Genomic DNA, 22,712 nt, shown 5'->3' on the forward strand with positions numbered 1-22,712 from the left:
AATTTTATCTTGATTCAATTGATATACCCTTGCTACATTTATTATGCGAGGGTATATTTTATTGTTTGGATGAAGTCGTTATCGGTCTGTAAGATTCGAAGGCTGTCTATTCAGCCATAAGGGCTACGATTTATTGGGAGGAATCATCGTGGGAGTTTCAAGTAGAGAAAAGATGGAGCTGTTGTTAAAGCAAATTCAGTTTCCCGAAGAAATAGCAGAACAGCACCTGAGTGAAAGTTCTTTGAAGAAATTGGAAGTATATAAACAAACGAAAACGTGGCATTTTCATTTTGAACTGGAGTCTCCGATGCCTCCATCCGTCTATCAATTGTTCATAACCAAATTGCAGGAAGGCTTCAGGCATATAGCTCCTGTGGTAGATTGGACGTTCCATACACAGCAGCAAACCATCCAGGAAAGTGATTTGATGGATTATTGGAAGTGTTTCGTACAAACAGTGCCGCAGTTATCTCCAGCCTATAAAGATTTAGTATTAGAACAGGAGCCTGAAATAAACGGGAATAAACTTATGTTAACTTGCCGTAACGAAGCAGAGAGTCACGCTGTTCAGAAACGCCTGCATGAACCACTGCTTTCTTTTTGCAAAAAGGTTGGAATTACTCCATGTACGGTCACAACGCAAGTGAAAAGCCAGGAAGAAGAAATCAAAAAATTTCAGGAAGCACGACAAAAAGAAGATCAGCTGTTAGTCCAGCAGGCCGTCAAAGACAAAGAAGAGCGTGCTAAACAGCAAGAGGAAAAAGAGCATGAAGGTCCTGTCATGATTGGTTATAATATCCAGGAAGACCCGGATAAAATGTGCGATATTCTGGAAGAAGAACGGAGAAAAATTGTACAAGGTCATGTGTTCGATGCCGAAGTGAAAGAATTACGCTCTGGACGACATTTGCTTTTACTGAAAGTCACGGATTACACAGATTCGTTCTCGATTAAAATGTTCTCTCGCGGTGATGATCATGCCGAACAATTCAAGGCTATCAAAAAAGGGATGTGGATCAAAGCACGCGGAAGTATCCAAACAGACAATTTTACTTCTGAACTGACAATGATGGCCAATGATATCAATGAAGTAAAACCTATGCAACGCGTCGATGAAGCACCAGAGGGTGAAAAGCGGGTAGAGTTGCATGCTCACACTACCATGAGTCAAATGGATGCTCCTGTTGCTCCCGGCCGTCTTATTGAAACTGCAGCAAGATGGGGGCACGAAGCAATTGCCATTACAGACCATGCAGTTGTACAAGCCTACCCAGAAGCACATTCAGCAGGAAGCAAACATGGCATCAAAATCATTTATGGTGTGGAAGCGAACCTGGTCGATGATGGGGTACCTATCGCTTATGAAGAGCAGGATCGTGATCTTGCCGGGGACACTTATGTAGTGTTTGACGTCGAGACAACCGGTTTATCAGCTGTCTACGATAAAATCATTGAACTTGCAGCTGTCAAAGTAAAAGACGGAGATATTATTGATCGGTTTGAATCTTTTGCAAACCCGCATCACCCGTTATCCCAAACCACTACGGACCTGACGGGAATCACCGATGATATGGTGAAAGATGCTCCTGAAATCGAGGATGTGTTAAAGGACTTCCATGAATGGACAGGGGATACCATTTTAGTTGCTCATAACGCCAGCTTTGACATGGGCTTTTTAAATGCCGGTTATAAAAATATAGGACTCGGGAAATCAAGATTGCCTGTCATCGATACGCTCGAGCTGGCTCGTCTGCTCGTTCCAGAATTGAAAAATCACCGTTTAAACACATTGTGTAAGTTTTTTGATATTGAACTTACCCAGCATCACCGGGCCATTTATGATGCGGAAGCAACAGGATATTTGCTGTGGAAATTAATAAAAAAAGCTTTAGAAAGAGGAATCACCAACCATAAGAACCTGAATGATTATATGGGAGAAGGTAATGCCTACCAGCGTTCGCGCCCTTTCCATTGCACATTGCTGGCGACCAATCTTACAGGTCTGAAAAATATCTATCGCCTCGTTTCCCATGCACATGTCGATTATTTTTACCGGGTGCCCAGAATACCTCGTTCTAAGCTGACAAAGCTGCGGGAAGGGATTCTCATCGGGTCCGGTTGCGATAAAGGTGAAGTTTTTGAAACAATGATGCAAAAGTCTGAAGAGGAAGCGGAAAAGACAGCTGAATTTTATGATTATATTGAGATCCAGCCTCCTGGAAACTACTATCATTTGATAGAAAAAGAACTGGTGCAGAATGAAGCACAGATATACGATATTTTAAAAAAGCTGATTGCGATGGCAGATCGTCTGGGTAAAAAAGCAGTGGTAACAGGGAATACCCATTACATCGATCCCCATGAAAAAATGTACCGGCAGATTCTTATTTCTTCCCAAAACGGTAATCCATTGAATCGCCAGACACTGCCGGAAGTCCACTTCAAGACAACGAATGAACTTTTAAAAGAATTCACTTTTCTTGGAGAAGATACTGCTAAAGAAGTAGTAGTCACCAATACACAGGCAATCGCCAATGAGATAGAAGAAATTTCACCGGTAAAAGATGAACTGTTCACACCGAATATCGAAGGTGCTGATAAGGAAATTCGTGAAATGTCTTACAACAAAGCGAAAAGTCTTTATGGCGATGCGCTGCCTGAATTGGTTGAGAAACGGTTGGAAAAAGAATTAGACAGTATTATCGGACACGGATTTGCTGTCATATATTTGATTTCTCAAAAGCTGGTAAAAAAATCGCTGGACGATGGATACCTTGTCGGTTCGCGTGGTTCTGTCGGATCTTCATTCGTAGCGACGATGACCGGGATTACCGAGGTGAACCCACTCCCTCCACATTATGTCTGTGCCCATTGCCGGGAACCGGAATTTTTCACAGACGGTTCCGTCGGAAGTGGATTTGACCTCCCGGAGAAGGATTGTCCGAAGTGTGGAGAACCAATGAATAAAGATGGGCAGGACATTCCGTTTGAAACTTTCCTTGGTTTCAAAGGAGATAAGGTCCCTGATATCGACTTGAACTTCTCTGGAGAATATCAGCCGCAGGCTCATAATTATACAAAAGTACTGTTCGGCGAAGAAAAAGTGTATCGTGCCGGAACAATTGGTACGATTGCAGAAAAAACGGCTTACGGCTACGTAAAAGGATATGCAGGAGATCATCAATTACAAATTAAAAATGCCGAAGTTGATCGCCTCGTCCACGGATGCACCGGGGTGAAGCGAACCTCAGGACAGCACCCGGGCGGTATCATCGTTGTTCCGGATGATATGGAAATTTACGATTTTACCCCGATACAATACCCGGCGGACGATACGAAATCAGAGTGGCGTACGACTCACTTTGACTTCCATTCCATTCACGACAACCTGCTTAAACTTGATATACTCGGTCACGATGACCCGACCGTCATCCGTATGCTGCAGGATCTGAGTGGTATCGACCAAAAAGAAATCCCTGTCGATGATCCGGAAGTGATGAAAATTTTCAGTGGACCGGAAGCGCTTGGCGTCACAGCTGATCAAATTCTTTGTAAGACGGGTACACTGGGAGTCCCGGAATTCGGTACACGCTTTGTCCGTCAGATGCTTGAAGACACCAGGCCGAAGACATTTGCAGAGCTCGTCATCATTTCCGGTCTGTCACATGGTACGGATGTATGGCTTGGCAATGCGCAGGAGCTGATTAATGACGGCATCTGTACACTACCGGATGTAATCGGCTGCCGTGACGATATCATGGTATATTTGATGCATAAAGGACTTGAACCTTCTCTTGCCTTTAAGATCATGGAATTTGTCCGTAAGGGCCGAGGCCTTCAGGACGAATGGATAGAAGAAATGAAGAAGCACGGGGTCCCTGACTGGTATATTGATTCCTGTAAGAAAATCAAATATATGTTCCCGAAAGCTCACGCGGCTGCCTACGTATTAATGGCGGTCCGGATCGCTTACTTCAAAGTACATTATCCGATCTATTTCTATGCTGCTTACTTTACCGTGAGAGCGAGCGATTACGAGCTGGAAACCATGGTGAAAGGTGCAGATGCGATCAAGAAACGTATTGAAGAGATTCTGGCTAAGGGAAATGATGCTTCTCCGAAAGAGAAAAGTTTGCTGACGGTGCTGGAACTATCTCTGGAGATGTGCCAGCGTGGCTATTCCTTCCAGACAGTCGACCTTTACAAATCAAGTGCATCTGAATTTCTCGTCGATGGCAATACATTGATTCCACCTTTCAATGCCATTGACGGCCTTGGAACGAATGCAGCCATCAATATCGTGAAAGCGCGGGAAGACGGCGAGTTTTTATCCAAACAGGACTTGCGGGAAAGAAGCCGGATCTCCAAGACAGTGCTTGAATATCTAGACCAGCAGGGCTGTTTAGAAGGAATGCCGGAAGAAAATCAACTATCTTTATTCTGATGGTTAGGAATGGCCTTTCTTGCAATAAATAGCAACGTATGGTATATTTTTATTGGTTAGAAAAGTGATACGAAGGACGCGAAAGAGTGGGGCAACCCGCTCTTTCGTTTATCTTTACGGTTATTTTTCTGTGTCGAATTGGCTTAGTACCTGCTACGCACTACATATGCTGTAGTGCCGTATTTTTGTAGAGATACATTACCCGACAACTACAGAATTCAATAGAATGAAGAAAACCCGCCAATTATGCATGATAGGAATGGTTATATTAGAAACTAAGGGTTAGAAGAAGGAGGGAACGACATGGGTGAAAATGTTATACGCTTGACAGAAGAGCTGGTTCAGCCGGTATTGGAAGACATGAACCTGGAGCTCGTCGATGTTGAATTCAAGAAAGAAGGGAAGAACTGGTTCCTTCGTGTGTTTGTAGATAAAGAAGATGGCGTAGATATCGAGGAATGCGGGTATGTCTCTGAACAGCTTAGTGAAAAGCTGGATGACGTGGATCCGATTGAATTCCCTTATTTTCTCGAAGTGGCCTCGCCAGGAGCGGAACGACCGTTGAAAAATAAGCAAGCACTTCAAAAGCATGTCGGCCGCCGCGTTCATGTGAAGCTATATGAACCGATAGATGGTGACAAAGAATACGAAGGTGACTTGAAATCCTTTGATAATGATGTCGCTGAAATTGAATTCCGAATTAAAACGAAAACAAAAACAGTTGAAATTCCTTATGATAAAATCGCTAAAGCCCGTCTGGCAGTGAGTTTCAATTAAAGGGGGAGAAGATAGTTGAGCAACGAACTTTTTGAAGCAATCCATTATCTAGAGAAGGAAAAAGGCATTGATAAAGATGTATTGATTGATGCCCTGGAAGCTGCGTTGATTTCTGCTTACAAGAAAAATTTCAACTCAGCTACTAACGTACGCGTGGATTTGAACGAACAGGAAGGATCCATGCGTGTATACGCAAGAAAGACAGTAGTTGAGGAAGTAATGGACCCTCAGCAGGAGGTTTCAACGGAAGAAGCAAAAGAAATCAATCCGAATTATGAGCTGGAAGATGTCATCGAAGTGGAAGTTACACCGAAGGACTTCGGACGTATTGCAGCCCAGGCAGCAAAACAAGTGGTTACCCAACGTGTCAGGGAAGCGGAACGCGGTATTATCTATGGTGAATACAGCGACCGTGAAGAAGATGTCATGACGGGAATTATCCAACGGAAAGATCCGCGTTTCATTTACGTGAACCTTGGAAAAATCGAAGCACGCCTTCCTGAAGCAGAACAAATGCCGACAGAAACATATGAAATCCACGACCGACTGAAAGTGTTGGTCACCAAAGTGGAAAACACCAACAAAGGACCGCAGATCTATGTATCACGCACCCATCCGGGCCTTTTGAAACGCTTGTTTGAAATGGAAGTGCCAGAAATTTTTGATGGAACCGTAGAAGTGAAATCCGTAGCGCGGGAAGCAGGAGACCGTTCTAAGATCTCTGTTTATGCGGAAGACCCGGAAATCGATCCGGTAGGTTCCTGTGTTGGCCAGCGAGGTCAGCGTGTGCAGGCTATTGTCAATGAATTAAAAGGCGAGAAAATAGATATCGTCCAATGGTCGGAAGACCCGGTTACCTATGTATCCAACGCATTGAGTCCTTCCAAAGTCGTGAAAGTGCTTGTTAATGAGGAAGAGAAAGCAACCACCGTCATCGTACCCGATTACCAGCTGTCCTTAGCGATCGGCAAACGTGGTCAGAATGCACGTCTTGCTGCTAAATTGACTGGCTGGAAGATCGATATCAAAAGCGAATCAGAGGCTGAAGAAGAAGGCCTTTTGGATGATAATGTAGAAGAAACCGATGCGTTAGAAGCCTTTTCAGAAACAGACGATGAACGCTTTGAATAAGGAGTGGTAGTGATGGCTGCTTCGAGAAAAGTACCATTACGTAAATGCATAGTAACGAAAGAAATGAAACCAAAACAACAGCTGATCCGTGTCGTACGCAACAAAGAAGGAGAAGTATTTGTTGATCCGACCGGAAAGAAAAACGGCCGGGGTGCTTATGTTTCGAAAGACACAAAAGTGATCGAAACAGCCCAGGATCAGGATGTCCTCAGCCGGCAGTTGAATACTAAAGTCGATGATTCCATTTACGAAGAACTGAAAGAAATTGCTGGAGAATGATGAAATGCAAAAAGCATTGAACCTGCTGGGACTTGCCTATCGAGCAGGCAAGTGTACACTTGGTGAAGAATTGATTACCAGGGAGATCCAGAAAAAAAGAGCCAAACTTGTATGGATAGCTGAGGATACAGGCTATCAGACAAAAAAGAAGCTGATAGACAAATGCAGCTTTTATAACATACCCTACTATCTTGCAGCCGACAGGGATACACTTTCCCGGGCTATTGGTAAGGAGGGGAGAGTCGCGATCGCAGTTCTTGACCAAGGATTTGCGAAAAAGTTGCAATCGCTGCTCGATGAATCTATTCGGGGGTGAACGTATGAGTAAGATGCGAGTATATGAATATGCGAAAAAGAATGAAATGACAAGTAAGAAAGTAATCAATAAATTGGAAACCTTGAATATTGAGGTATCTAACCATATGTCAACAATTTCAGATGAAACGAAATCAAAGCTGGATCAGGAGTTCGGTTTTGTGAAAAAGGAAGAAAAATCTGCAGAACAACCAAAGAACGATTCCAATAAAAAGGGTGCTCAAAAACAAAATAATATGAATAATCAATCCAATAAGCAAGAAAACAACAAGAAAAAGTCCAATCAGAATAAAAAGAAAAGTAACAACCAGAAGAAAAACAAAAAACAAGAGCGTAATCAGTCAACAAACCAAAAGCCAGCTAAAAAAGCTACGCCGGAGAAGATTTTATTCTCAGGTACGTTAACAGTAGCTGAGTTGGCTGAGAAACTGAACAAAGACACTTCTGAGATCATCAAAAAATTGATGATGTTAGGCGTCATGGCAACGAAAAACCAGGATCTTGATGGAGATGCGATCGAATTGATCTGTTCCGAATATGGGGTAGAAGTCGAAGAAGAGGTACAAGTCGATGAAACCGATATAGAAAACTACCAGTTCGAAGATGCTGCAGAAGATTTAGAAGAACGTCCTGCTGTGGTCACTATCATGGGGCACGTCGACCATGGTAAAACAACATTGCTTGACTCAATCCGTGATACTAAAGTGACAGAAGGGGAAGCAGGCGGTATCACTCAGCATATAGGTGCTTACCAGGTAGAGGAAAATGGCAAGAAAATCACTTTCCTTGATACACCAGGTCACGCTGCTTTTACCAGCATGCGATCCCGCGGGGCACAGGTGACAGATATTGCCATTTTAGTTGTAGCGGCAGATGACGGTGTTATGCCACAGACAGTAGAAGCGATCAACCATGCAAAAGCTGCCGGGGTACCGATCATCGTAGCTGTCAATAAAATGGATAAAGAAGGGGCAAACCCTGACCGTGTCATGCAGGAACTGATGGAATATGAATTGATTTCCGAAGATTTCGGTGGCGAGACTATATTTGTTAAGATGTCAGCAGTGAAGCACGAAGGCATCGACGATCTGTTAGAAATGATCGTACTTGTATCAGAAATGGAAGAATTGAAAGCCAACCCTGATCGTCCTGCGTATGGTACAGTCATTGAAGCAGAACTTGATAAAGGCCGCGGCTCCGTAGCTACCTTGCTTGTGCAAAATGGTACATTGCGTGTCGGTGATGCGCTCGTGGTTGGAAATACGTTTGGCAGAGTCCGTGCAATGGTTAATGATCTTGGCCGTCGAGTGAAGTCAGCAGGCCCTTCTACTCCAGTAGAAATCACAGGTTTAAATGAAGTTCCGCAAGCGGGAGATCGTTTCCTTGCCTTTGAAGATGAGAAGAAAGCCCGTGCAATTGGAGAGGCCCGTCAGCAGAAGCAAATTGAAGCACAGCGTAGTGATAGAACGAAAGTAAGCCTTGATGACTTGTTTGAACAAATCAAACAAGGGGATATTAAAGATATCAATCTGATTTTGAAAGCTGACGTTCAGGGTTCAGTTGAAGCTCTTGCTTCTTCCCTGGAAAAAATTGAGGTCGAAGGTGTCAAAGTCAACATTATTCACACTGGGGTCGGTGCCATCAATGAATCAGATATCAACTTAGCCTCTGCATCTAATGGCATTGTGATCGGGTTCAATGTCCGTCCTGACGCCAACGCTAAAAAAGCAGCGGAATCTGAAGATGTCGAAATCCGCCTGCACCGCGTAATCTATAAAGTAATGGAAGAAATTGAAGCGGCTATGAAAGGGATGCTTGACCCTGAATATGAAGAAAAAATCATTGGTCAAGTTGAAGTCCGTGAAACGTTCAAAGTTTCCAAAATCGGTACGATTGCCGGTGGTTATGTTACAGATGGTAAAATAACAAGAAACTCCGGTGTACGGATCGTCCGTGATGGTGTTGTTATATTCGAAGGCGAAATTGACACCTTGAAGCGTTACAAAGACGACGTAAAAGAAGTGGCACAAAACTATGAGTGTGGGATTACGATCAAAAATTATAATGATATCAAGGAAGGCGACATCATCGAAGCATTTGTCATGGAGGAAGTCGAACGTACATGATTCTTAGTGCGGAACTGGAATGCTTCATCTATGACGCTCAATCATTGAAGGAGAAACGTTCTGTCATTAAAAGGATTACTACCCGGCTGCATAACGAATACAACGTTGCTGTAAGTGAACTGGATCACCAGGACTTATGGCAGCGTACTGTAATCGGCATCGTGACGATTTCAAGCGACCGGGTTCAGGCAGAACGTCTGATCCAGCAAGCGTTAGCCTTCATTGACTCATTTCCTGAAATTGAAAGGGCAGAGACGACATTGGATTGGTGTTAACCTGCCTTAGCATAGAAGAGGTGGATGACATGAGTGATTTACGTGCCAATCGCGTAGCAGAACAAATGAAGAAAGAGCTTGGAGATATTATCAGCAAGAAGATCAAAGACCCTCGTGTAGGGTTTGTGACGGTCACAGATGTAAGTGTTACCGGGGACCTTCAACAAGCGAAAGTTTATATCTCCGTTTTAGGTGACGATAAACAACAGCAGGATACATTGCTCGGTTTGGCCAAGGCAAAAGGATTCATCCGTTCTGAGATAGGAAAAAGAATCCGTCTGCGCAAAACACCTGAAATATCTTTCGAATTCGATGAAGCGATTGAACGAGGCAATCGTATCGAAGAAATTCTCCGTGATTTGAATGATACGAATAGCAATTAATCCAGAAGAAGACTGTTCTCTTTTTGCCTGCTCTTTTGCCCGGTAAATACAGCTTACGAATTCATGACTGTATTTAAAAGGGCAAGGAGAGGCTATCAAGAAGACGGTCTTTTCTGTTGAATAGGGGGTGTAGAGTTTGGATGGTATACTGCCTGTCTGGAAGCCTAAAGGCTGGACTTCCCATGATTGTGTGATGAAGGTGAGGAAAATCCTGCATACCAGGAAAGTCGGTCATACAGGTACGCTTGACCCGGATGTGGAAGGCGTACTTCCTTTATGTATCGGACGTGCTACCAAGATCGTGCCATTTTTGACAGATACAGTGAAAGTGTATGAAGCTGTTGTAACTCTTGGAGAAGCCACGGATACAGAGGACAGCTCGGGGGAAGTAGTGGAAACACGGGAAGTGACCGAGTCGTTCGATGAAAAAACGGTAAGGGAAATTTTGTACTCCTTTCAAGGGAAGATTAAACAAACCCCTCCGATGTACTCGGCGGTTAAAGTAAAAGGAAAAAAACTTTATGAATATGCCAGAGAAGGGAAAATAGTTGAACGTCCTGTCCGTGAGGTTTATATTCATAATATAGAAAAGCTCGGCTCCATGCGATATGAGGATGGAAAAGCAAGTTTTCCATTTCAAGTTATTTGTTCAAAAGGCACCTATATTCGGACTTTATGCGTAGACATTGGAAGGCAACTTGGCTATCCTGCTCATATGTCCTTTTTGAAACGTACGCGTACAGGTGATATCAGCAAAGAAGATTGTTTCACATTAGAAGAGATCCAAACGCTTGCTGACCATGAAGCCTATGACAAACTATTGCTGCCGCTTGAAAGAGGTTTAAATCATTTGGATGCCTGGCATGTAGATGAGGAGACAAGCGAAAGAATCAAACACGGACAGGTACTGCCTGCACCACCTCAAACCTTTGCAAGTGATGTTTTTTGTGTCAAATTTCAAGATAAAGTTCTGGCAATCTACCAATTCCATTCGGAAAAACATGGGAAAGTGAAACCGGTAAGAGTTTTCTGATGGATGCTTTATCTGTAGTAAAAGTAGGTGAACACGGTGAAAATTACCGAATTGAAGTATCCTCATGAATTTGATATTGATGATTTCCCGCCCTCCGCACTCGCTATCGGTTTTTTTGATGGTGTCCATAAAGGCCATCAGAAGCTGATTCATACCGCAGTGGCTAAAGCAAGAGAGGATAATCTGCAAAGTGCTGTAATGACTTTTTATCCTCATCCATCTGTTGTATTGAAAAAACAGGAGCAGCATGCTAAATACATTACACCGATGCGCGAGAAACAACAGATGTTGGAGCGTCTTGGGGTGGATCAGCTGTTCATCGTCAATTTCGATGAACGGTTAGCAGATCTGCTTCCGCAGGAATTTGTCGACCATTTCCTCATCCAGTTAAACGTCCGTCATGTCGTAGCGGGGTTTGATTATAGTTATGGAAGGATGGGGAGAGGCAACATGGAGACACTGCCGTTCCATTCACGGGGGAAATTTAACCAGACTGTTATTGAAAAAGTAGAAGATCATGACGAAAAAATAAGTTCGACCCGTATTCGCGATGAATTGAAAAAGGGGAATATGCAAGAGGTGTCCCGGCTGCTTGATCGCCCTTTTTCTACTTATGGAAGAGTAGTGGAAGGCGATCAACGTGGAAGGACGATTGGATTTCCTACCGCTAATATCGAGTTACATGACGATTATTTATTGCCACGGGTAGGAGTATATGCCGTCAGTGTTAAGCATAAGGGACAGATTTATACCGGGATGGCTAATCTTGGCTATAAGCCGACTTTTCAAAATGATGCTGAAAAACCGAACCTGGAAGTGTATATTTTTGACTTTTCTGGAGATATCTATAATGATTGGCTTGAGGTTTCTTGGCACACTTTCATCCGGGACGAAGAAAAGTTCAACGGGGTAGACGCTCTGATTGAGCAGCTGAAGCAGGATGAATTAGAAATCCGTCGTTTTTTCTCCCATCATCAGAACTAATCCTTGCATTTTTTATGCAAAAGTTGTACCCTTAAATACGGAACCTTCGCTTGGCAATGCGTTCCTCCAACGCTTGCTAGGGGAAAGGGAATTTTTATAGAAATACAGGAGGTGGAGCCTTATGGCCATCACACAAGAACGTAAAAACGAAATCATTAATGAGTATAAGACTCATGACAACGACACAGGATCTCCAGAAGTACAAGTTGCTGTACTTACTGAGCAGATCACCAGCTTGAATGAACATTTGCGCACGCATAAGAAAGACCATCATTCTCGCCGTGGTTTGTTGAAAATGGTAGGTAAGCGTCGTAACCTATTGAACTACCTACGTAATAATGACGTTACACGTTACCGCGAGTTGATCAAGAGTCTTGGCTTGCGTCGTTAATGGTAAAGACAAAAAGCGGGAGTTTAATCCCGCTTTTTCTGTATGTTTGAATACATAAAGATGCAGCCTTTGGCTGCATACTTTTATAAACGCATATCTCTTCAGCCTTTGCATCAACTGTTGAGCAAGATTTATAAGGAGAGATTGTTTTCACTTTATCAGTGAGTATTGAGAGGAGTATAGAAATTTATGGCAGATGAAAAACAAATTTTTTCGATCGAAATCGGCGGTCGGACCTTCTCCATCGAGGTAGGAGAATTAGCTAAGCAGGCCAATGGAGCTTGCATGGTACGTTATGGAGATACCTCTGTATTGTCCACTGCGACTGGATCAAAGGAACCGAAAGACCTTCCTTTCTTCCCATTGACTGTCAATTATGAAGAACGCCTGTATGCTGTCGGTAAAATCCCTGGCGGGTTCATTAAAAGGGAAGGACGCCCAAGTGATAAAGCGGTGCTTGCTTCCCGTCTTATTGACCGTCCTATCCGTCCAATGTTTCCAGACGGATTTCGTAATGATGTACAAGTTATCAGCACCGTCATGAGTGTGGATCAGGATTGTTCCTCAGAAATGGCAGCCATGCTTGGTTCCTCATTATCGTTGGGTATTTCAGACATTCCATTTGCAGGGCCGATTGCCGGAGTGATTGTAGGACGTATCGATGGTGAGTTCGTAATCAACCCGACAACAGAGCAGCAGGATAAAAGTGATATCAACCTGACTGTTGCGGGAACAAAAGATGCTGTCAACATGGTAGAAGCGGGAGCTTTGGAAGTTCCTGAAGAAGATATGCTGGAAGCGATCATGTTTGGGCATGAAGAAATCAAACGCCTGGTGGCATTTCAGGAAGAAGTCATTGAAACAGTCGGCAAAGAAAAGATGGAAGTGACCTTGATAGATCTTGATCAGGAACTGAAACAGCGGTTAGAAGCTGAAGCGAAAGATATCATGGTCAATGCAATTCAGACTTATGATAAGAAAAAACGTGAAGAAGCGATCGATAACGCTAAAAAAGAAATCATTGCCAGCTACGAAGAACAAGAAGCAGATGAAGAGACCCTTAAAAATGTAAAAGCTATATTGGATGATATGGTAAAAGAAGAAGTACGCCGATTGATCACGAAAGAAAAAGTACGTCCAGACGGCCGTAGTCCAGAAGAAATCCGTCCACTTTCTTCCCGTGTCGGTGTATTGCCTCGTACGCATGGGTCAGGATTGTTCACTCGTGGACAAACACAGGCACTTAGTATTTGTACCCTTGGACCACTTGGTGACGTTCAAATACTCGATGGACTGGATCTGGAGGAATCGAAGCGTTTTATGCATCACTATAACTTCCCGCATTTCTCCGTCGGCGAAACTGGACCTATTCGTGGGCCAGGACGTCGTGAAATTGGTCACGGGGCATTAGGTGAACGCGCTCTTGAAGTGGTTATACCATCTGAGAAGGATTTCCCGTATACGATTCGTCTTGTCTCAGAAGTACTGGAGAGCAATGGTTCGACGTCCCAGGCAAGTATTTGCGCGAGTACGTTAGCGATGATGGATGCAGGTGTACCGATCAAGGCTCCTGTGGCAGGTATCGCGATGGGGCTGGTTAAATCCGGCGAAGATTACACAATTCTGAGTGATATCCAGGGGATGGAAGACTTTCTTGGGGATATGGACTTCAAAGTAGCTGGTACTGCTGAAGGTGTTACCGCATTGCAAATGGATATCAAAATTGAAGGACTTTCCCGTGAAATTCTGAAAGAAGCATTGACCCAGGCGAAGAAAGGCCGTATGCACATTTTAGAAAGCATGCTTGCAACGATTCCTGAGTCTCGTCAGGAACTATCCCAATATGCACCGAAGATATTGACAATGCAGATCAAACCAGACAAAATCCGTGATGTCATTGGACCAAGCGGAAAACAGATTAACAAAATCATCGAAGATACCGGTGTTAAAATCGATATCGAGCAGGATGGTAAAGTCTTCATCTCTTCCACAGATTCAGAGATGAACTTGAAAGCGAAGCAGATCATCGAGGACATCGTCCGTGAAGTAGAAGTTGGCGAAGTTTACGAAGGCAAAGTGAAACGTATCGAGAAATTCGGTGCTTTTGTGGAACTCTTTAAAGGCAAAGACGGACTGGTCCATATTTCTGAAATGGCAGAAGAACGGATCGGAAAAGTGGAAGATGTCGCAAAAATCGGCGATATCCTGAAGGTCAAGGTTAAAGAAATCGATAACCAAGGCAGGGTCAACCTTTCACGAAAAGCCGTATTGCTTGATGAAAAGAAAAAGCAAGAAGCCGCTAACAATAACGAAGCATAAAGAAAAAGAAGCTGGGCAGCCAGTTTCTTTTTTTATATTTTATGAAAGTTTATCTTTGTTAAAGGGTTAAATTATAAGAAATACTTAGGCTTTCGCCATAAAGACTTGGCGATAACCCAAGTTTTTCTAATGCCTTAAATACATGTGGGAGTTCTACCTCGTCCTTTTCGTCCATAAGTTAACAATAGAGGGGGGATACATATGAAACCAGGTTACATATGGGCTGCTGCATTAGCTATTTTAACGATTGCTATTGGCTTTTTTACCATTAACAGTATGTATGGACTTACTTCAAACGTTTATCTTCCGCTTACAGCCTCCATAGAAACAACGCCCCTCTATCAAGAAATCAAAGAAAGAAGTGCAGAATTCGAAATAGCTCCGCAAGATGCGTATATTGATCAAGTTTGGAAAAAAACCCCCGGTTTAAATGGGCAAAAGGTTAATCTTAAAAAATCCTTCGACAATATGAAAAAAGAGGGGGGCTTTAATGAGAAAAAACTGGTGTATGATCCTGTTCGTCCTAAAACATCACTGGAAGACCTTCCCCCTTCTCCTATTTATCGAGGTCACCCCGATAAAAAGATGGTCACCTTCCTAATCAACGTGTCCTGGGGAGCCGAGCACGTTCCTTCCATGTTAAAAACGTTGAAGGATAATAAGGTAAAAGCTAATTTTTTCATTGATGGAAAGTTCGCGGAGAATAATCCCGATTTGGTAAAAATGATCAAGGAAGAGGGACATATAATAGGAAACCATGCATATAATCATCCCGATATGAGTAGAATGAACAGCGGGGAAATTCAGGAACAAATAGAACGTACCAACCAAATATTAGCATCATTGACAGATGAAACCCCAAAATGGTTTGCTCCACCTTCAGGCAGCTATAATGATGCTGTTATTGAAACTGCAGCAGCTTTAGAGATGGAGACTGTGCTCTGGACGGTCGATACGATAGATTGGAAGAAACCGACAAAGCAGGTGATGGTCCAGCGGGTGATTTCAAAAATTCACCCCGGAGCGATGGTGTTAATGCATCCAACAGCAGTAACAGCTCAGAGTCTCGGGGAAATGATCGAGCAAATAAGTGAAAAAGGGTTGAAAATAAATGATATTGAGTCCTTGATGAGTGAATCGAGGTAAAAGGAGGCAGATCATGCGATTCAGAAGCCTTAGCGGAAAAGAAATCGTGGATGTAGCCAGTGGCACCAAACTCGGCATATTAGGTCAGACCGATTTAGAGATAGATGAAAACACCGGGCAAATCAAATCATTCGTCATTCCTGAATATAAATGGTTCGGTGTGAAGTCAGGGAACGAGGGTCATCGGATTACCTGGAATGAAATCATTCGGGTCGGGGAAGATATGATTTTAATTCAGCCTAAAAAAGAATAGAGGCATGAATCGTCCATCGGTTCGTGCCTCGCTTTTTTTTGATAAGAGACTTATTCACCAATAGGGCCGAATTGTGGAAGACTCAGTTTCAAGGTAATTTGCGTTCGTTACCGGGACAGGCGAAAGGGTGGCTGGGAAACGATTCGCTTTCCTGTGGGGGAGCTGGCAAGCCTCCTCGGCCGTTTCACGACCTGTGGGGTCTCGCCTAGCCCCTTCTCCCACGGGAGTCTCACCGTTTCCCCGCCACCTTATCCATATTTTGACGAACGAACCCTACGTTGTAAGAAAATATCTTCCACATTTTCTGCATGAAAAGGCCTAGTGATTCAGGAAATAAGCCCTCTTTGTAACTGTTATAATGTTGATTCTGCTTGCAGGAGTTTCCGTTTTTCTCATAAACGTAAGGAGGGCCGGGAAATTGCGAGACTCCTGTGGGATGAACATGATAGGTGAGATCCCGCAAGGCGAAGCCTGAGGAAGCTCACCGTCCGCCCACGGAAAGCGAGTGATTTCCCGGCCCTCTAAACGCTCATCACTATAACGGAAACAGTTTTTCTCGAAACTGAGTCTTCAGCTATTGGGAGCTTTACTTTAAGATCTATCCTACAGATTTAAAGGCAGCTAATAAAATAAATATTTACGCTTAAGTCGCTCAGTTTAAACGCTGAGCTTTTTTGTTTTACATAATTAAACGACCTGGAGATGATACAAGGAACGAACATTACGCTCCCACATAGGATAGAGGGAGAACATAAAGCACCCATGCAAAAGGAGGTGTCCGGTATGCTGACCGGATGGAATGTGGCAATCCTCGGCGGTGATGCCAGACAGATCGAAATGATACGCAAGCTGAGTGAATGGGATGCTTCGCTTCACTTAGTAGGATTCGATCAATTGGATTATGGTTTTACCGGAGCAAATCATATCGATATGGATGATGATGAAGTAGAAAAATTTGACGTCGTCATTCTGCCTGTAGCCGGGACAGATGAAAACGGCAATATTGATAGCATTTTTTCCAATCAAGACATGGTGTTGGATGAAAAATGGGTAGAACGTACGAAAGAAGATTGTATATTATTGACAGGGATAGCAAATAGTTATTTAACCAACTTGCTTGAAAGCTCTAATCGCTTGATGATTCCATTGCTCTCCAGGGATGATGTAGCAATTTACAATTCAGTCCCTACCGTAGAAGGCGCGATTATGATGGTCATTCAAAATACTGATTTTACCATCCACTCATCAAGGGTTCACGTCCTTGGCCTTGGAAGGGTCGGTATGAGTGTCGCCAGGGCGTTCCATGGCCTGGGGGCAAAGGTATTTGTAGGTGTAAGAAAACCTGCTCATTATGCCAGGGTGAAGGAAATGGGGCTCGAGCCGTTTTATTTGAATAACCTCGATGAAGTTTCAGAAAACACTGATATCATGATCAATACCATCCCTGCACCGATAATAAATGCCTCGGTAATTAGAAAAATGCCTAGTCATACGTTCATTTTGGATCTTGCCTCCAAACCTGGAGGTACTGACTTCCGTTATGCAGAAAAACGCGGCATCAAGGCCCTGATTGCTCCAAGTCTTCCTGGCATTGTTGCACCGAAAACTGCTGGCCGGATTTTGGCGAACACTGTTTTACAGATTTTAAAGGATCGAAAGAGAAAGGAAGGAGAAACCAAATGAGCTTAGCTGGTAAAACGATTGGTTTCGGATTGACTGGATCTCATTGTACGTATGACGCTGTATTTCCTGAAATTAAACGCCTGATTGATATGAAAGCCAAAGTAGTACCAATTCTTTCTTATACCGTACAAAAAACGGATACGAGGTTTGGAGATGCCGAAGACCATCTGAAAAAGCTGAAAGAGCTGACCGGAGAAGAGCTGATTATGACAATTCCGGATGCTGAACCACTAGGACCAAAACGACCGCTTGATTGTATGGTAATAGCTCCCTTGACGGGCAACTCGATGAGCAAAATGGCTAACGCCTTGACTGATTCCCCTGTATTGATGGCGGCGAAAGCCACCTTGCGTAATGGCGGTCCCGTGGTTCTTGGAATCTCAACGAATGATGCACTTGGTTTGAACGGAGTTAACCTGATGAGACTGATGGCTACAAAAAATATCTACTTTATTCCATATGGCCAGGATAACCCATATAAAAAACCGAATTCCCTTGTCGCTGATATGACTAAACTGCCGGAAACGGTGGAAGCAGCCATCGCTGGCAGGCAGAAACAGCCTGTCATCATTCAGCGTCATTTCGAAGAAGCTTAGATATGATTAACATTGTCTCCCCTTAATATGATAGAATACAAGAATAGTGACTCTATTTCAGAGAATTTTCAATTATTCAAACGAGAAAGGGGACACAGATATGAGTCAAACTAAACAATATAATGTAGCAGTAGTAGGTGCCACAGGTGCTGTGGGGCAAAAGATGATTGAAACATTGGCAGATCGTGACTTTCCAATCAAAAGTCTGAAACTGCTTTCTTCCTCGCGCTCTGCGGGTAAGAAAATTTCCTATAAAGGTGAAGAAATCACAGTAGAAGAAGCAAAGCCTGAAAGTTTTGAAGGCATCGATATCGCTTTATTTTCTGCCGGTGGTTCCATTTCTAAAAAGTTCGCTCCTGAAGCAGTAAAACGTGGGGCCGTCGTTGTTGATAACACAAGTGCATACCGTATGGATCCAGAGGTACCGCTGGTTGTGCCTGAGGTAAATAAAGAAGACATCAAGGAACATAAAGGGATCATTGCCAACCCGAATTGCTCGACTATCCAAATGGTAGCCGCGCTTGAGCCGATTAAAAAGGCTTACGGACTGAAGCGTATCATCGTTTCCACTTATCAGGCTGTATCAGGTTCCGGGACAGAAGCCATTGATGAATTACGCGAGCAATCCCAGTCTTTCCTTGATGGAGAAGAAATGAAAGCTGAAATCCTGCCTGTAAAAGGAGACGAAAAGCATTTTCCTATCGCATTCAATGCTTTACCACAAATTGATACTTTCGAGGAAAATGGATACACGTTTGAAGAAATGAAAATGATCAATGAAACAAAGAAAATCATGCATGCAGAAGAGTTGCCTGTGGCGGCAACTTGTGTAAGGCTGCCGATTTTCACATCTCATGCAGAAAGTGTATATATTGAAACAGAGAAAGATGATTTGTCAGTCGAGGACCTTCATCAATCCCTTACAAATGCTCCAGGTATTGTATTGGAAGACGATCCGGCAACCCAAACATATCCAACTCCTTTAAGCGCTGCCGATAAACGGGAAGTGTTTGTAGGAAGGGTCCGGAAAGACCTGAACCAACCAAATGGGTTCCATCTTTGGGTAGTCTCTGATAATCTATTAAAGGGAGCGGCTTGGAATTCTGTACAAATCGCAGAACAACTGGTTGCTAATGATTGGTTGTAATTTCTTAGTTGATGGGGTGTCAACATGAAAGTAGTTGTACAAAAATTTGGTGGAACATCTGTAAGAGATACAGCAGGTAGAAAAAAAGCAATTGAACATATCCAGATAGCAATTGAGCAAGGTTATAAGGTGGTGGTCACCGTTTCTGCAATGGGCAGGAAAGGTGACCCTTACGCCACCGATACGTTGCTTGACCTCGTGGATTTTCCCGCCTCAAATATTTCTTCCCGTGAACGTGATTTATTGATGTCATGCGGAGAAACAATTTCATCTGTAGTTTTTTCCAATGAATTGAAACGGGCAGGCATCCATGCGATCGCCTTGACTGGCGGTCAGGCTGGATTCATAACAAATGGAGATTTTACAAAAGCTAAGATTACTAAAATGGATGCCACACGTGTGGAAGACGAATTGAATTCTCATGATGTAGTAGTGGTAGCCGGTTTCCAGGGGAGATCGGAAGAGAATGAAATCACTACGATTGGCCGCGGGGGCAGTGATACGACAGCTGCAGCATTGGGAGCGGCACTTCAAGCCGATTTTGTAGATATTTTTACAGACGTGGAAGGTATTATGACGGCGGATCCTCGAATTGTGGATTCCGCACGCGCCCTTAATAAAGTTACTTATAATGATATTTGTAATCTCGCTTATCAGGGGGCGAAAGTCATTCATCCAAGAGCAGTTGAAATTGCCATGCAGGCAGAAGTACCGATCCGTGTACGCTCAACTTATTCCCATGATGAAGGTACACTCGTCACCTCCTCCAGGGAATCGGAAGCAGGCAAAGATATCCCAGATCGCTTAGTAACAGGTATTGCTCACATTTCAGGTATCACTCAAATCAGAGTACTTGCAAAAGAAGAACCATACCAGCTGCAATCCGAAGTATTCAAATCAATGGCAGAAGCTGGGATATCGGTAGATTTCATTAACATTTCTCCAAGCGGAGTCGTTTATACGATAGAAGATTTATACACGAACCGAGCTGTGGAAATCCTGGAAAACCTGGGTTATACGCCTGAGGTGATCCGTAATTGTGCGAAAGTATCGACAGTAGGTGCGGGTATGACCGGTGTTCCTGGTGTAACTGCGAAAATCGTTCATACTTTGACAGAAGCGGGAGTACAGATATTGCAGTCTGCCGACTCCCATACGACGATATGGGTATTGATCCCGCAGGATGATTTAGTTACGGCTGTCAATGCCTTGCACAATGTTTTTGAACTTGACACTGAATAACAGTGAGTGAGAAGGGAGAAAGTGCAAGATGAATTTCGGCAGATTATTGACAGCAATGGTCACCCCATTTGATAACAAAGGGAATATTGATTTCGAAAAGACGACGAAACTCGTCAATTATTTAATCAATAATGGATCAGATGGGCTGGTCGTTGCAGGAACTACAGGCGAGTCTCCAACCCTGACATCAGAAGAAAAAGCAGCACTATGGAAGCATACGGTGGAGGTCGTTAATAAACGTGTGCCTGTAATTGCTGGCAGTGGCAGCAATAATACACATGCTTCCATTGAGTTGACCAGGAAAGCGGAAAATGCCGGTGTAGATGCTGTCATGCTAGTGACTCCATATTACAATAAGCCGAACCAGCATGGGCTTTATCAACACTTTAAGAGTATTGCCCATGAAACGAAACTCCCTGTAATGTTATATAATGTTCCAGGTCGCTCCATTGTACCGATAGCAGCGGAAACTGTTATCACGCTCTCAAAAATTCCGAATATCGTCTCTTTAAAAGATGCAAGTAAAGATTTTGAAGCAATTTCAGAAATGATTGAGCGGACACCTGAGAATTTCACCGTATATGGGGGAGAGGACAGTCTTACCTTGCCGATCCGATCTGTCGGTGCTTCAGGCATCGTCTCTGTTGCCTCTCATGTTATTGGAAAAGAAATGCAGGAGATGCTTGAAAAATTCGACCAGGGTGATGTGGAAGGTGCAGCTGAGGTACACCGTAAGCTTATTCCGATCATGAGTGAATTATTCAAAGCACCTTCCCCAGTACCTGTGAAAACAGCATTGCAAATTAAAGGAATGGATGTCGGCGGAGTCCGGCTTCCTCTTGTACCATTGACTCCTGAAGAACGGGAACGCCTAGTGAATGTGCTCCAGGTTTCCGTTTAACAAAATTTTATTACGAATAACAGAAAAGCAGCATTTTTACCATCACGGTAGATGCTGCTTTTCGTTTTCCCTAATTAGAATCAGACTTTTTTCTTTTGTTCAAAATAACCTCCAATATAGCAGCGCTATCCCTCTTTATTCATTCTCCCATTGTCTGAACTTAATAAGGTTAATTTGGTTATTAATATTTAACAAAATTTATTTGCTGCCATATAAATTCCACTACAACATTTCAGAAAGCTTTTTTAGATTGTATTGGATGATTATGTCTGGTTCATACTAATCATAAAGAAAGGGGTATGATCATGACAGATTTAAATAATCAACCGCAACAACCTCAGAAAGAACAGCCTGGAGATCAGCCGAAAAAGTCAGAACTGGTTGAAAAAATACAACAGCTGGGACAATCAAATGTTGCCCAGGCTCCTGATTCTAATATACATGTTCTGCCTATCATTGGACAAGTGGAAGGCCACATGCAGCTTCCTCCTCAAAATAAAACAACCAAATATGAACACTTGATTCCGCAACTGGTCGCCATCGAACAGAATCCTAAAATCGAAGGCTTGATTGTTTTATTGAACACAGTAGGCGGAGATGTGGAAGCAGGCCTTGCTATATCCGAAATGATTGCTTCGCTTTCCAAACCGACTGCATCGATCGTACTCGGAGGTGGGCACTCCATCGGTGTACCGATTGCTGTTTCTACGAACCATTCATTTATCACAGAGACTGCAACGATGACCATTCATCCGATCCGGATGACCGGCCTTGTAATCGGAGTACCCCAGACCTTTGAATATATGGATAAGATGCAGGATCGTGTGGTTAATTTTGTGACTCAGCATTCCAATATCGATGAGGATAAATTTAAGGAATTGATGTTTGCAAAAGGTAACCTTACCAGGGATATAGGGACAAACGTAGTAGGGCAGGACGCTGTTGATTACGGACTTATCGATGCTGTTGGTGGTGTGAAAGAAGCAATGGAAAAACTGAACGAAGAGATTGACAAAAGAAAACCTGACGAAGATGAGCAGGTGATACAGTAATGGTGCTTTATACACCTTTAAGTGAAGTAGACATTTTTCCAGCCGATCAAACAGCGTATGATAGTACGGTCATCACCACTTATAATCAAACACCCGTAAAAGCCTTCAAACTGGAAAACGGAAGCTACCAGATTGTCCAGGTGTTATCGACGGATCCTTCTATCTACTTACATCCCGATTATCAGCCGGGAATGCAATTTAACGCTTAAACAGACACCAAACACATGCTTGCCTG

General features: G+C 43.3%; 21 protein-coding genes. All 21 read left to right on the forward strand.

The features are described 5' to 3' along the window. The first annotated feature begins 148 nt into the window (after positions 1–148). The 21 genes from P855_RS0106555 to P855_RS0106655 all read left to right on the forward strand — a co-directional run bounded on the left by P855_RS0106555 (position 149) and on the right by P855_RS0106655 (position 22,686). Positions 149–4,444, forward strand: coding sequence for a PolC-type DNA polymerase III (locus P855_RS0106555; protein WP_028782816.1), 4,296 nt, complete (start codon positions 149–151; stop codon positions 4,442–4,444). Positions 4,445–4,747: 303 nt separating this feature from the next. Further along, positions 4,748–5,221 (forward strand): ribosome maturation factor RimP, encoded by a 474-nt coding sequence (gene rimP, locus P855_RS0106560; RefSeq protein ID WP_028782817.1) that lies wholly within the window; start codon positions 4,748–4,750, stop codon positions 5,219–5,221. Between the two features lie 15 nt (positions 5,222–5,236). Next, the gene (gene nusA, locus P855_RS0106565) at positions 5,237–6,352 is read left to right on the forward strand and encodes a transcription termination factor NusA (protein ID WP_028782818.1); all 1,116 of its coding nucleotides are present in this window, start codon (positions 5,237–5,239) and stop codon (positions 6,350–6,352) included. 12 nt (positions 6,353–6,364) lie between these two features. Next, a complete protein-coding gene (gene rnpM, locus P855_RS0106570; RefSeq protein ID WP_028782819.1) occupies positions 6,365–6,631 on the forward strand; it encodes an RNase P modulator RnpM in 267 nt (88 codons plus the stop codon). Positions 6,632–6,635: 4 nt separating this feature from the next. Beyond that, the gene (locus P855_RS0106575) at positions 6,636–6,947 is read left to right on the forward strand and encodes a YlxQ family RNA-binding protein (protein WP_028782820.1); all 312 of its coding nucleotides are present in this window, start codon (positions 6,636–6,638) and stop codon (positions 6,945–6,947) included. A 4-nt stretch (positions 6,948–6,951) separates the two neighbouring features. Next, positions 6,952–9,072, forward strand: coding sequence for a translation initiation factor IF-2 (gene infB, locus P855_RS0106580; RefSeq protein ID WP_028782821.1), 2,121 nt, complete (start codon positions 6,952–6,954; stop codon positions 9,070–9,072). Beyond that, positions 9,069–9,347 carry a DUF503 domain-containing protein gene (locus P855_RS0106585; protein ID WP_028782822.1) on the forward strand — a complete coding sequence of 93 codons (279 nt, stop codon included), beginning with the start codon at positions 9,069–9,071 and terminating at the stop codon, positions 9,345–9,347. Before infB ends, P855_RS0106585 begins: the two co-directional genes overlap by 4 nt. Before the next feature lie 29 nt (positions 9,348–9,376). Beyond that, entirely contained in the window at positions 9,377–9,730 is a 354-nt protein-coding gene (gene rbfA / locus P855_RS0106590) for a 30S ribosome-binding factor RbfA (RefSeq protein WP_028782823.1), read from the forward strand. A gap of 136 nt (positions 9,731–9,866) precedes the next feature. Beyond that, on the forward strand, positions 9,867–10,763 hold the full coding sequence (truB, locus tag P855_RS0106595) for a tRNA pseudouridine(55) synthase TruB (RefSeq protein WP_028782824.1): 897 nt from the start codon (positions 9,867–9,869) through the stop codon (positions 10,761–10,763). A gap of 36 nt (positions 10,764–10,799) precedes the next feature. Continuing rightward, positions 10,800–11,747: a bifunctional riboflavin kinase/FAD synthetase gene (locus tag P855_RS0106600; protein ID WP_028782825.1), complete on the forward strand. Its 948-nt coding sequence runs from the start codon at positions 10,800–10,802 to the stop codon at positions 11,745–11,747. A gap of 121 nt (positions 11,748–11,868) precedes the next feature. Continuing rightward, positions 11,869–12,138 (forward strand): 30S ribosomal protein S15, encoded by a 270-nt coding sequence (rpsO, locus tag P855_RS0106605; RefSeq protein ID WP_028782826.1) that lies wholly within the window; start codon positions 11,869–11,871, stop codon positions 12,136–12,138. A gap of 189 nt (positions 12,139–12,327) precedes the next feature. Then, on the forward strand, positions 12,328–14,457 hold the full coding sequence (pnp, locus tag P855_RS0106610; protein WP_028782827.1) for a polyribonucleotide nucleotidyltransferase: 2,130 nt from the start codon (positions 12,328–12,330) through the stop codon (positions 14,455–14,457). Positions 14,458–14,658: 201 nt separating this feature from the next. Beyond that, positions 14,659–15,603 carry a polysaccharide deacetylase family protein gene (locus P855_RS0106615; RefSeq protein WP_084315634.1) on the forward strand — a complete coding sequence of 315 codons (945 nt, stop codon included), beginning with the start codon at positions 14,659–14,661 and terminating at the stop codon, positions 15,601–15,603. Positions 15,604–15,616: 13 nt separating this feature from the next. Then, the gene (locus P855_RS0106620; protein WP_028782829.1) at positions 15,617–15,856 is read left to right on the forward strand and encodes a YlmC/YmxH family sporulation protein; all 240 of its coding nucleotides are present in this window, start codon (positions 15,617–15,619) and stop codon (positions 15,854–15,856) included. Positions 15,857–16,639: 783 nt separating this feature from the next. After that, a complete protein-coding gene (gene dpaA / locus P855_RS0106625; RefSeq protein ID WP_028782830.1) occupies positions 16,640–17,539 on the forward strand; it encodes a dipicolinic acid synthetase subunit A in 900 nt (299 codons plus the stop codon). Beyond that, on the forward strand, positions 17,536–18,135 hold the full coding sequence (locus P855_RS0106630) for a dipicolinate synthase subunit B (protein ID WP_028782831.1): 600 nt from the start codon (positions 17,536–17,538) through the stop codon (positions 18,133–18,135). The genes dpaA and P855_RS0106630 overlap by 4 nt, the downstream gene beginning before the upstream one ends. A gap of 100 nt (positions 18,136–18,235) precedes the next feature. Continuing rightward, entirely contained in the window at positions 18,236–19,282 is a 1,047-nt protein-coding gene (gene asd / locus P855_RS0106635; RefSeq protein WP_028782832.1) for an aspartate-semialdehyde dehydrogenase, read from the forward strand. Positions 19,283–19,306: 24 nt separating this feature from the next. After that, positions 19,307–20,524, forward strand: coding sequence for an aspartate kinase (dapG, locus tag P855_RS0106640; protein ID WP_028782833.1), 1,218 nt, complete (start codon positions 19,307–19,309; stop codon positions 20,522–20,524). Positions 20,525–20,552: 28 nt separating this feature from the next. Then, positions 20,553–21,425 carry a 4-hydroxy-tetrahydrodipicolinate synthase gene (gene dapA, locus P855_RS0106645; protein WP_028782834.1) on the forward strand — a complete coding sequence of 291 codons (873 nt, stop codon included), beginning with the start codon at positions 20,553–20,555 and terminating at the stop codon, positions 21,423–21,425. Between the two features lie 305 nt (positions 21,426–21,730). Continuing rightward, positions 21,731–22,477 carry a ClpP family protease gene (locus tag P855_RS0106650; RefSeq protein ID WP_028782835.1) on the forward strand — a complete coding sequence of 249 codons (747 nt, stop codon included), beginning with the start codon at positions 21,731–21,733 and terminating at the stop codon, positions 22,475–22,477. After that, positions 22,477–22,686, forward strand: a complete 210-nt coding sequence (locus P855_RS0106655) for a YlzJ-like family protein (RefSeq protein WP_028782836.1) — start codon at positions 22,477–22,479, stop codon at positions 22,684–22,686. Before P855_RS0106650 ends, P855_RS0106655 begins: the two co-directional genes overlap by 1 nt. The last annotated feature ends 26 nt before the right edge of the window (positions 22,687–22,712 follow it).

The sequence above is a fragment of the Thalassobacillus devorans MSP14 genome (assembly GCF_000496835.1).
In the GTDB taxonomy this organism is placed as follows: domain Bacteria; phylum Bacillota; class Bacilli; order Bacillales; family Halobacillaceae; genus Thalassobacillus; species Thalassobacillus devorans_B.

What these genes read in the sequence shown, in the direction of transcription:
- infB (WP_028782821.1), top strand. Translation starts at nt 6,952, where the DNA reads ATGAGTAAGATGCGAGTATATGAATATGCGAAAAAGAATGAAATGACA.
- asd (WP_028782832.1), top strand. Translation starts at nt 18,236, where the DNA reads ATGAGTCAAACTAAACAATATAATGTAGCAGTAGTAGGTGCCACAGGT.
- P855_RS0106655 (WP_028782836.1), top strand. Translation starts at nt 22,477, where the DNA reads ATGGTGCTTTATACACCTTTAAGTGAAGTAGACATTTTTCCAGCCGAT.
- rimP (WP_028782817.1), top strand. Translation starts at nt 4,748, where the DNA reads ATGGGTGAAAATGTTATACGCTTGACAGAAGAGCTGGTTCAGCCGGTA.
- P855_RS0106575 (WP_028782820.1), top strand. Translation starts at nt 6,636, where the DNA reads ATGCAAAAAGCATTGAACCTGCTGGGACTTGCCTATCGAGCAGGCAAG.
- pnp (WP_028782827.1), top strand. Translation starts at nt 12,328, where the DNA reads ATGGCAGATGAAAAACAAATTTTTTCGATCGAAATCGGCGGTCGGACC.
- dapG (WP_028782833.1), top strand. Translation starts at nt 19,307, where the DNA reads ATGAAAGTAGTTGTACAAAAATTTGGTGGAACATCTGTAAGAGATACA.
- rbfA (WP_028782823.1), top strand. Translation starts at nt 9,377, where the DNA reads ATGAGTGATTTACGTGCCAATCGCGTAGCAGAACAAATGAAGAAAGAG.
- P855_RS0106585 (WP_028782822.1), top strand. Translation starts at nt 9,069, where the DNA reads ATGATTCTTAGTGCGGAACTGGAATGCTTCATCTATGACGCTCAATCA.
- P855_RS0106630 (WP_028782831.1), top strand. Translation starts at nt 17,536, where the DNA reads ATGAGCTTAGCTGGTAAAACGATTGGTTTCGGATTGACTGGATCTCAT.
- P855_RS0106650 (WP_028782835.1), top strand. Translation starts at nt 21,731, where the DNA reads ATGACAGATTTAAATAATCAACCGCAACAACCTCAGAAAGAACAGCCT.
- rnpM (WP_028782819.1), top strand. Translation starts at nt 6,365, where the DNA reads ATGGCTGCTTCGAGAAAAGTACCATTACGTAAATGCATAGTAACGAAA.
- P855_RS0106620 (WP_028782829.1), top strand. Translation starts at nt 15,617, where the DNA reads ATGCGATTCAGAAGCCTTAGCGGAAAAGAAATCGTGGATGTAGCCAGT.
- dpaA (WP_028782830.1), top strand. Translation starts at nt 16,640, where the DNA reads ATGCTGACCGGATGGAATGTGGCAATCCTCGGCGGTGATGCCAGACAG.
- rpsO (WP_028782826.1), top strand. Translation starts at nt 11,869, where the DNA reads ATGGCCATCACACAAGAACGTAAAAACGAAATCATTAATGAGTATAAG.
- dapA (WP_028782834.1), top strand. Translation starts at nt 20,553, where the DNA reads ATGAATTTCGGCAGATTATTGACAGCAATGGTCACCCCATTTGATAAC.
- P855_RS0106615 (WP_084315634.1), top strand. Translation starts at nt 14,659, where the DNA reads ATGAAACCAGGTTACATATGGGCTGCTGCATTAGCTATTTTAACGATT.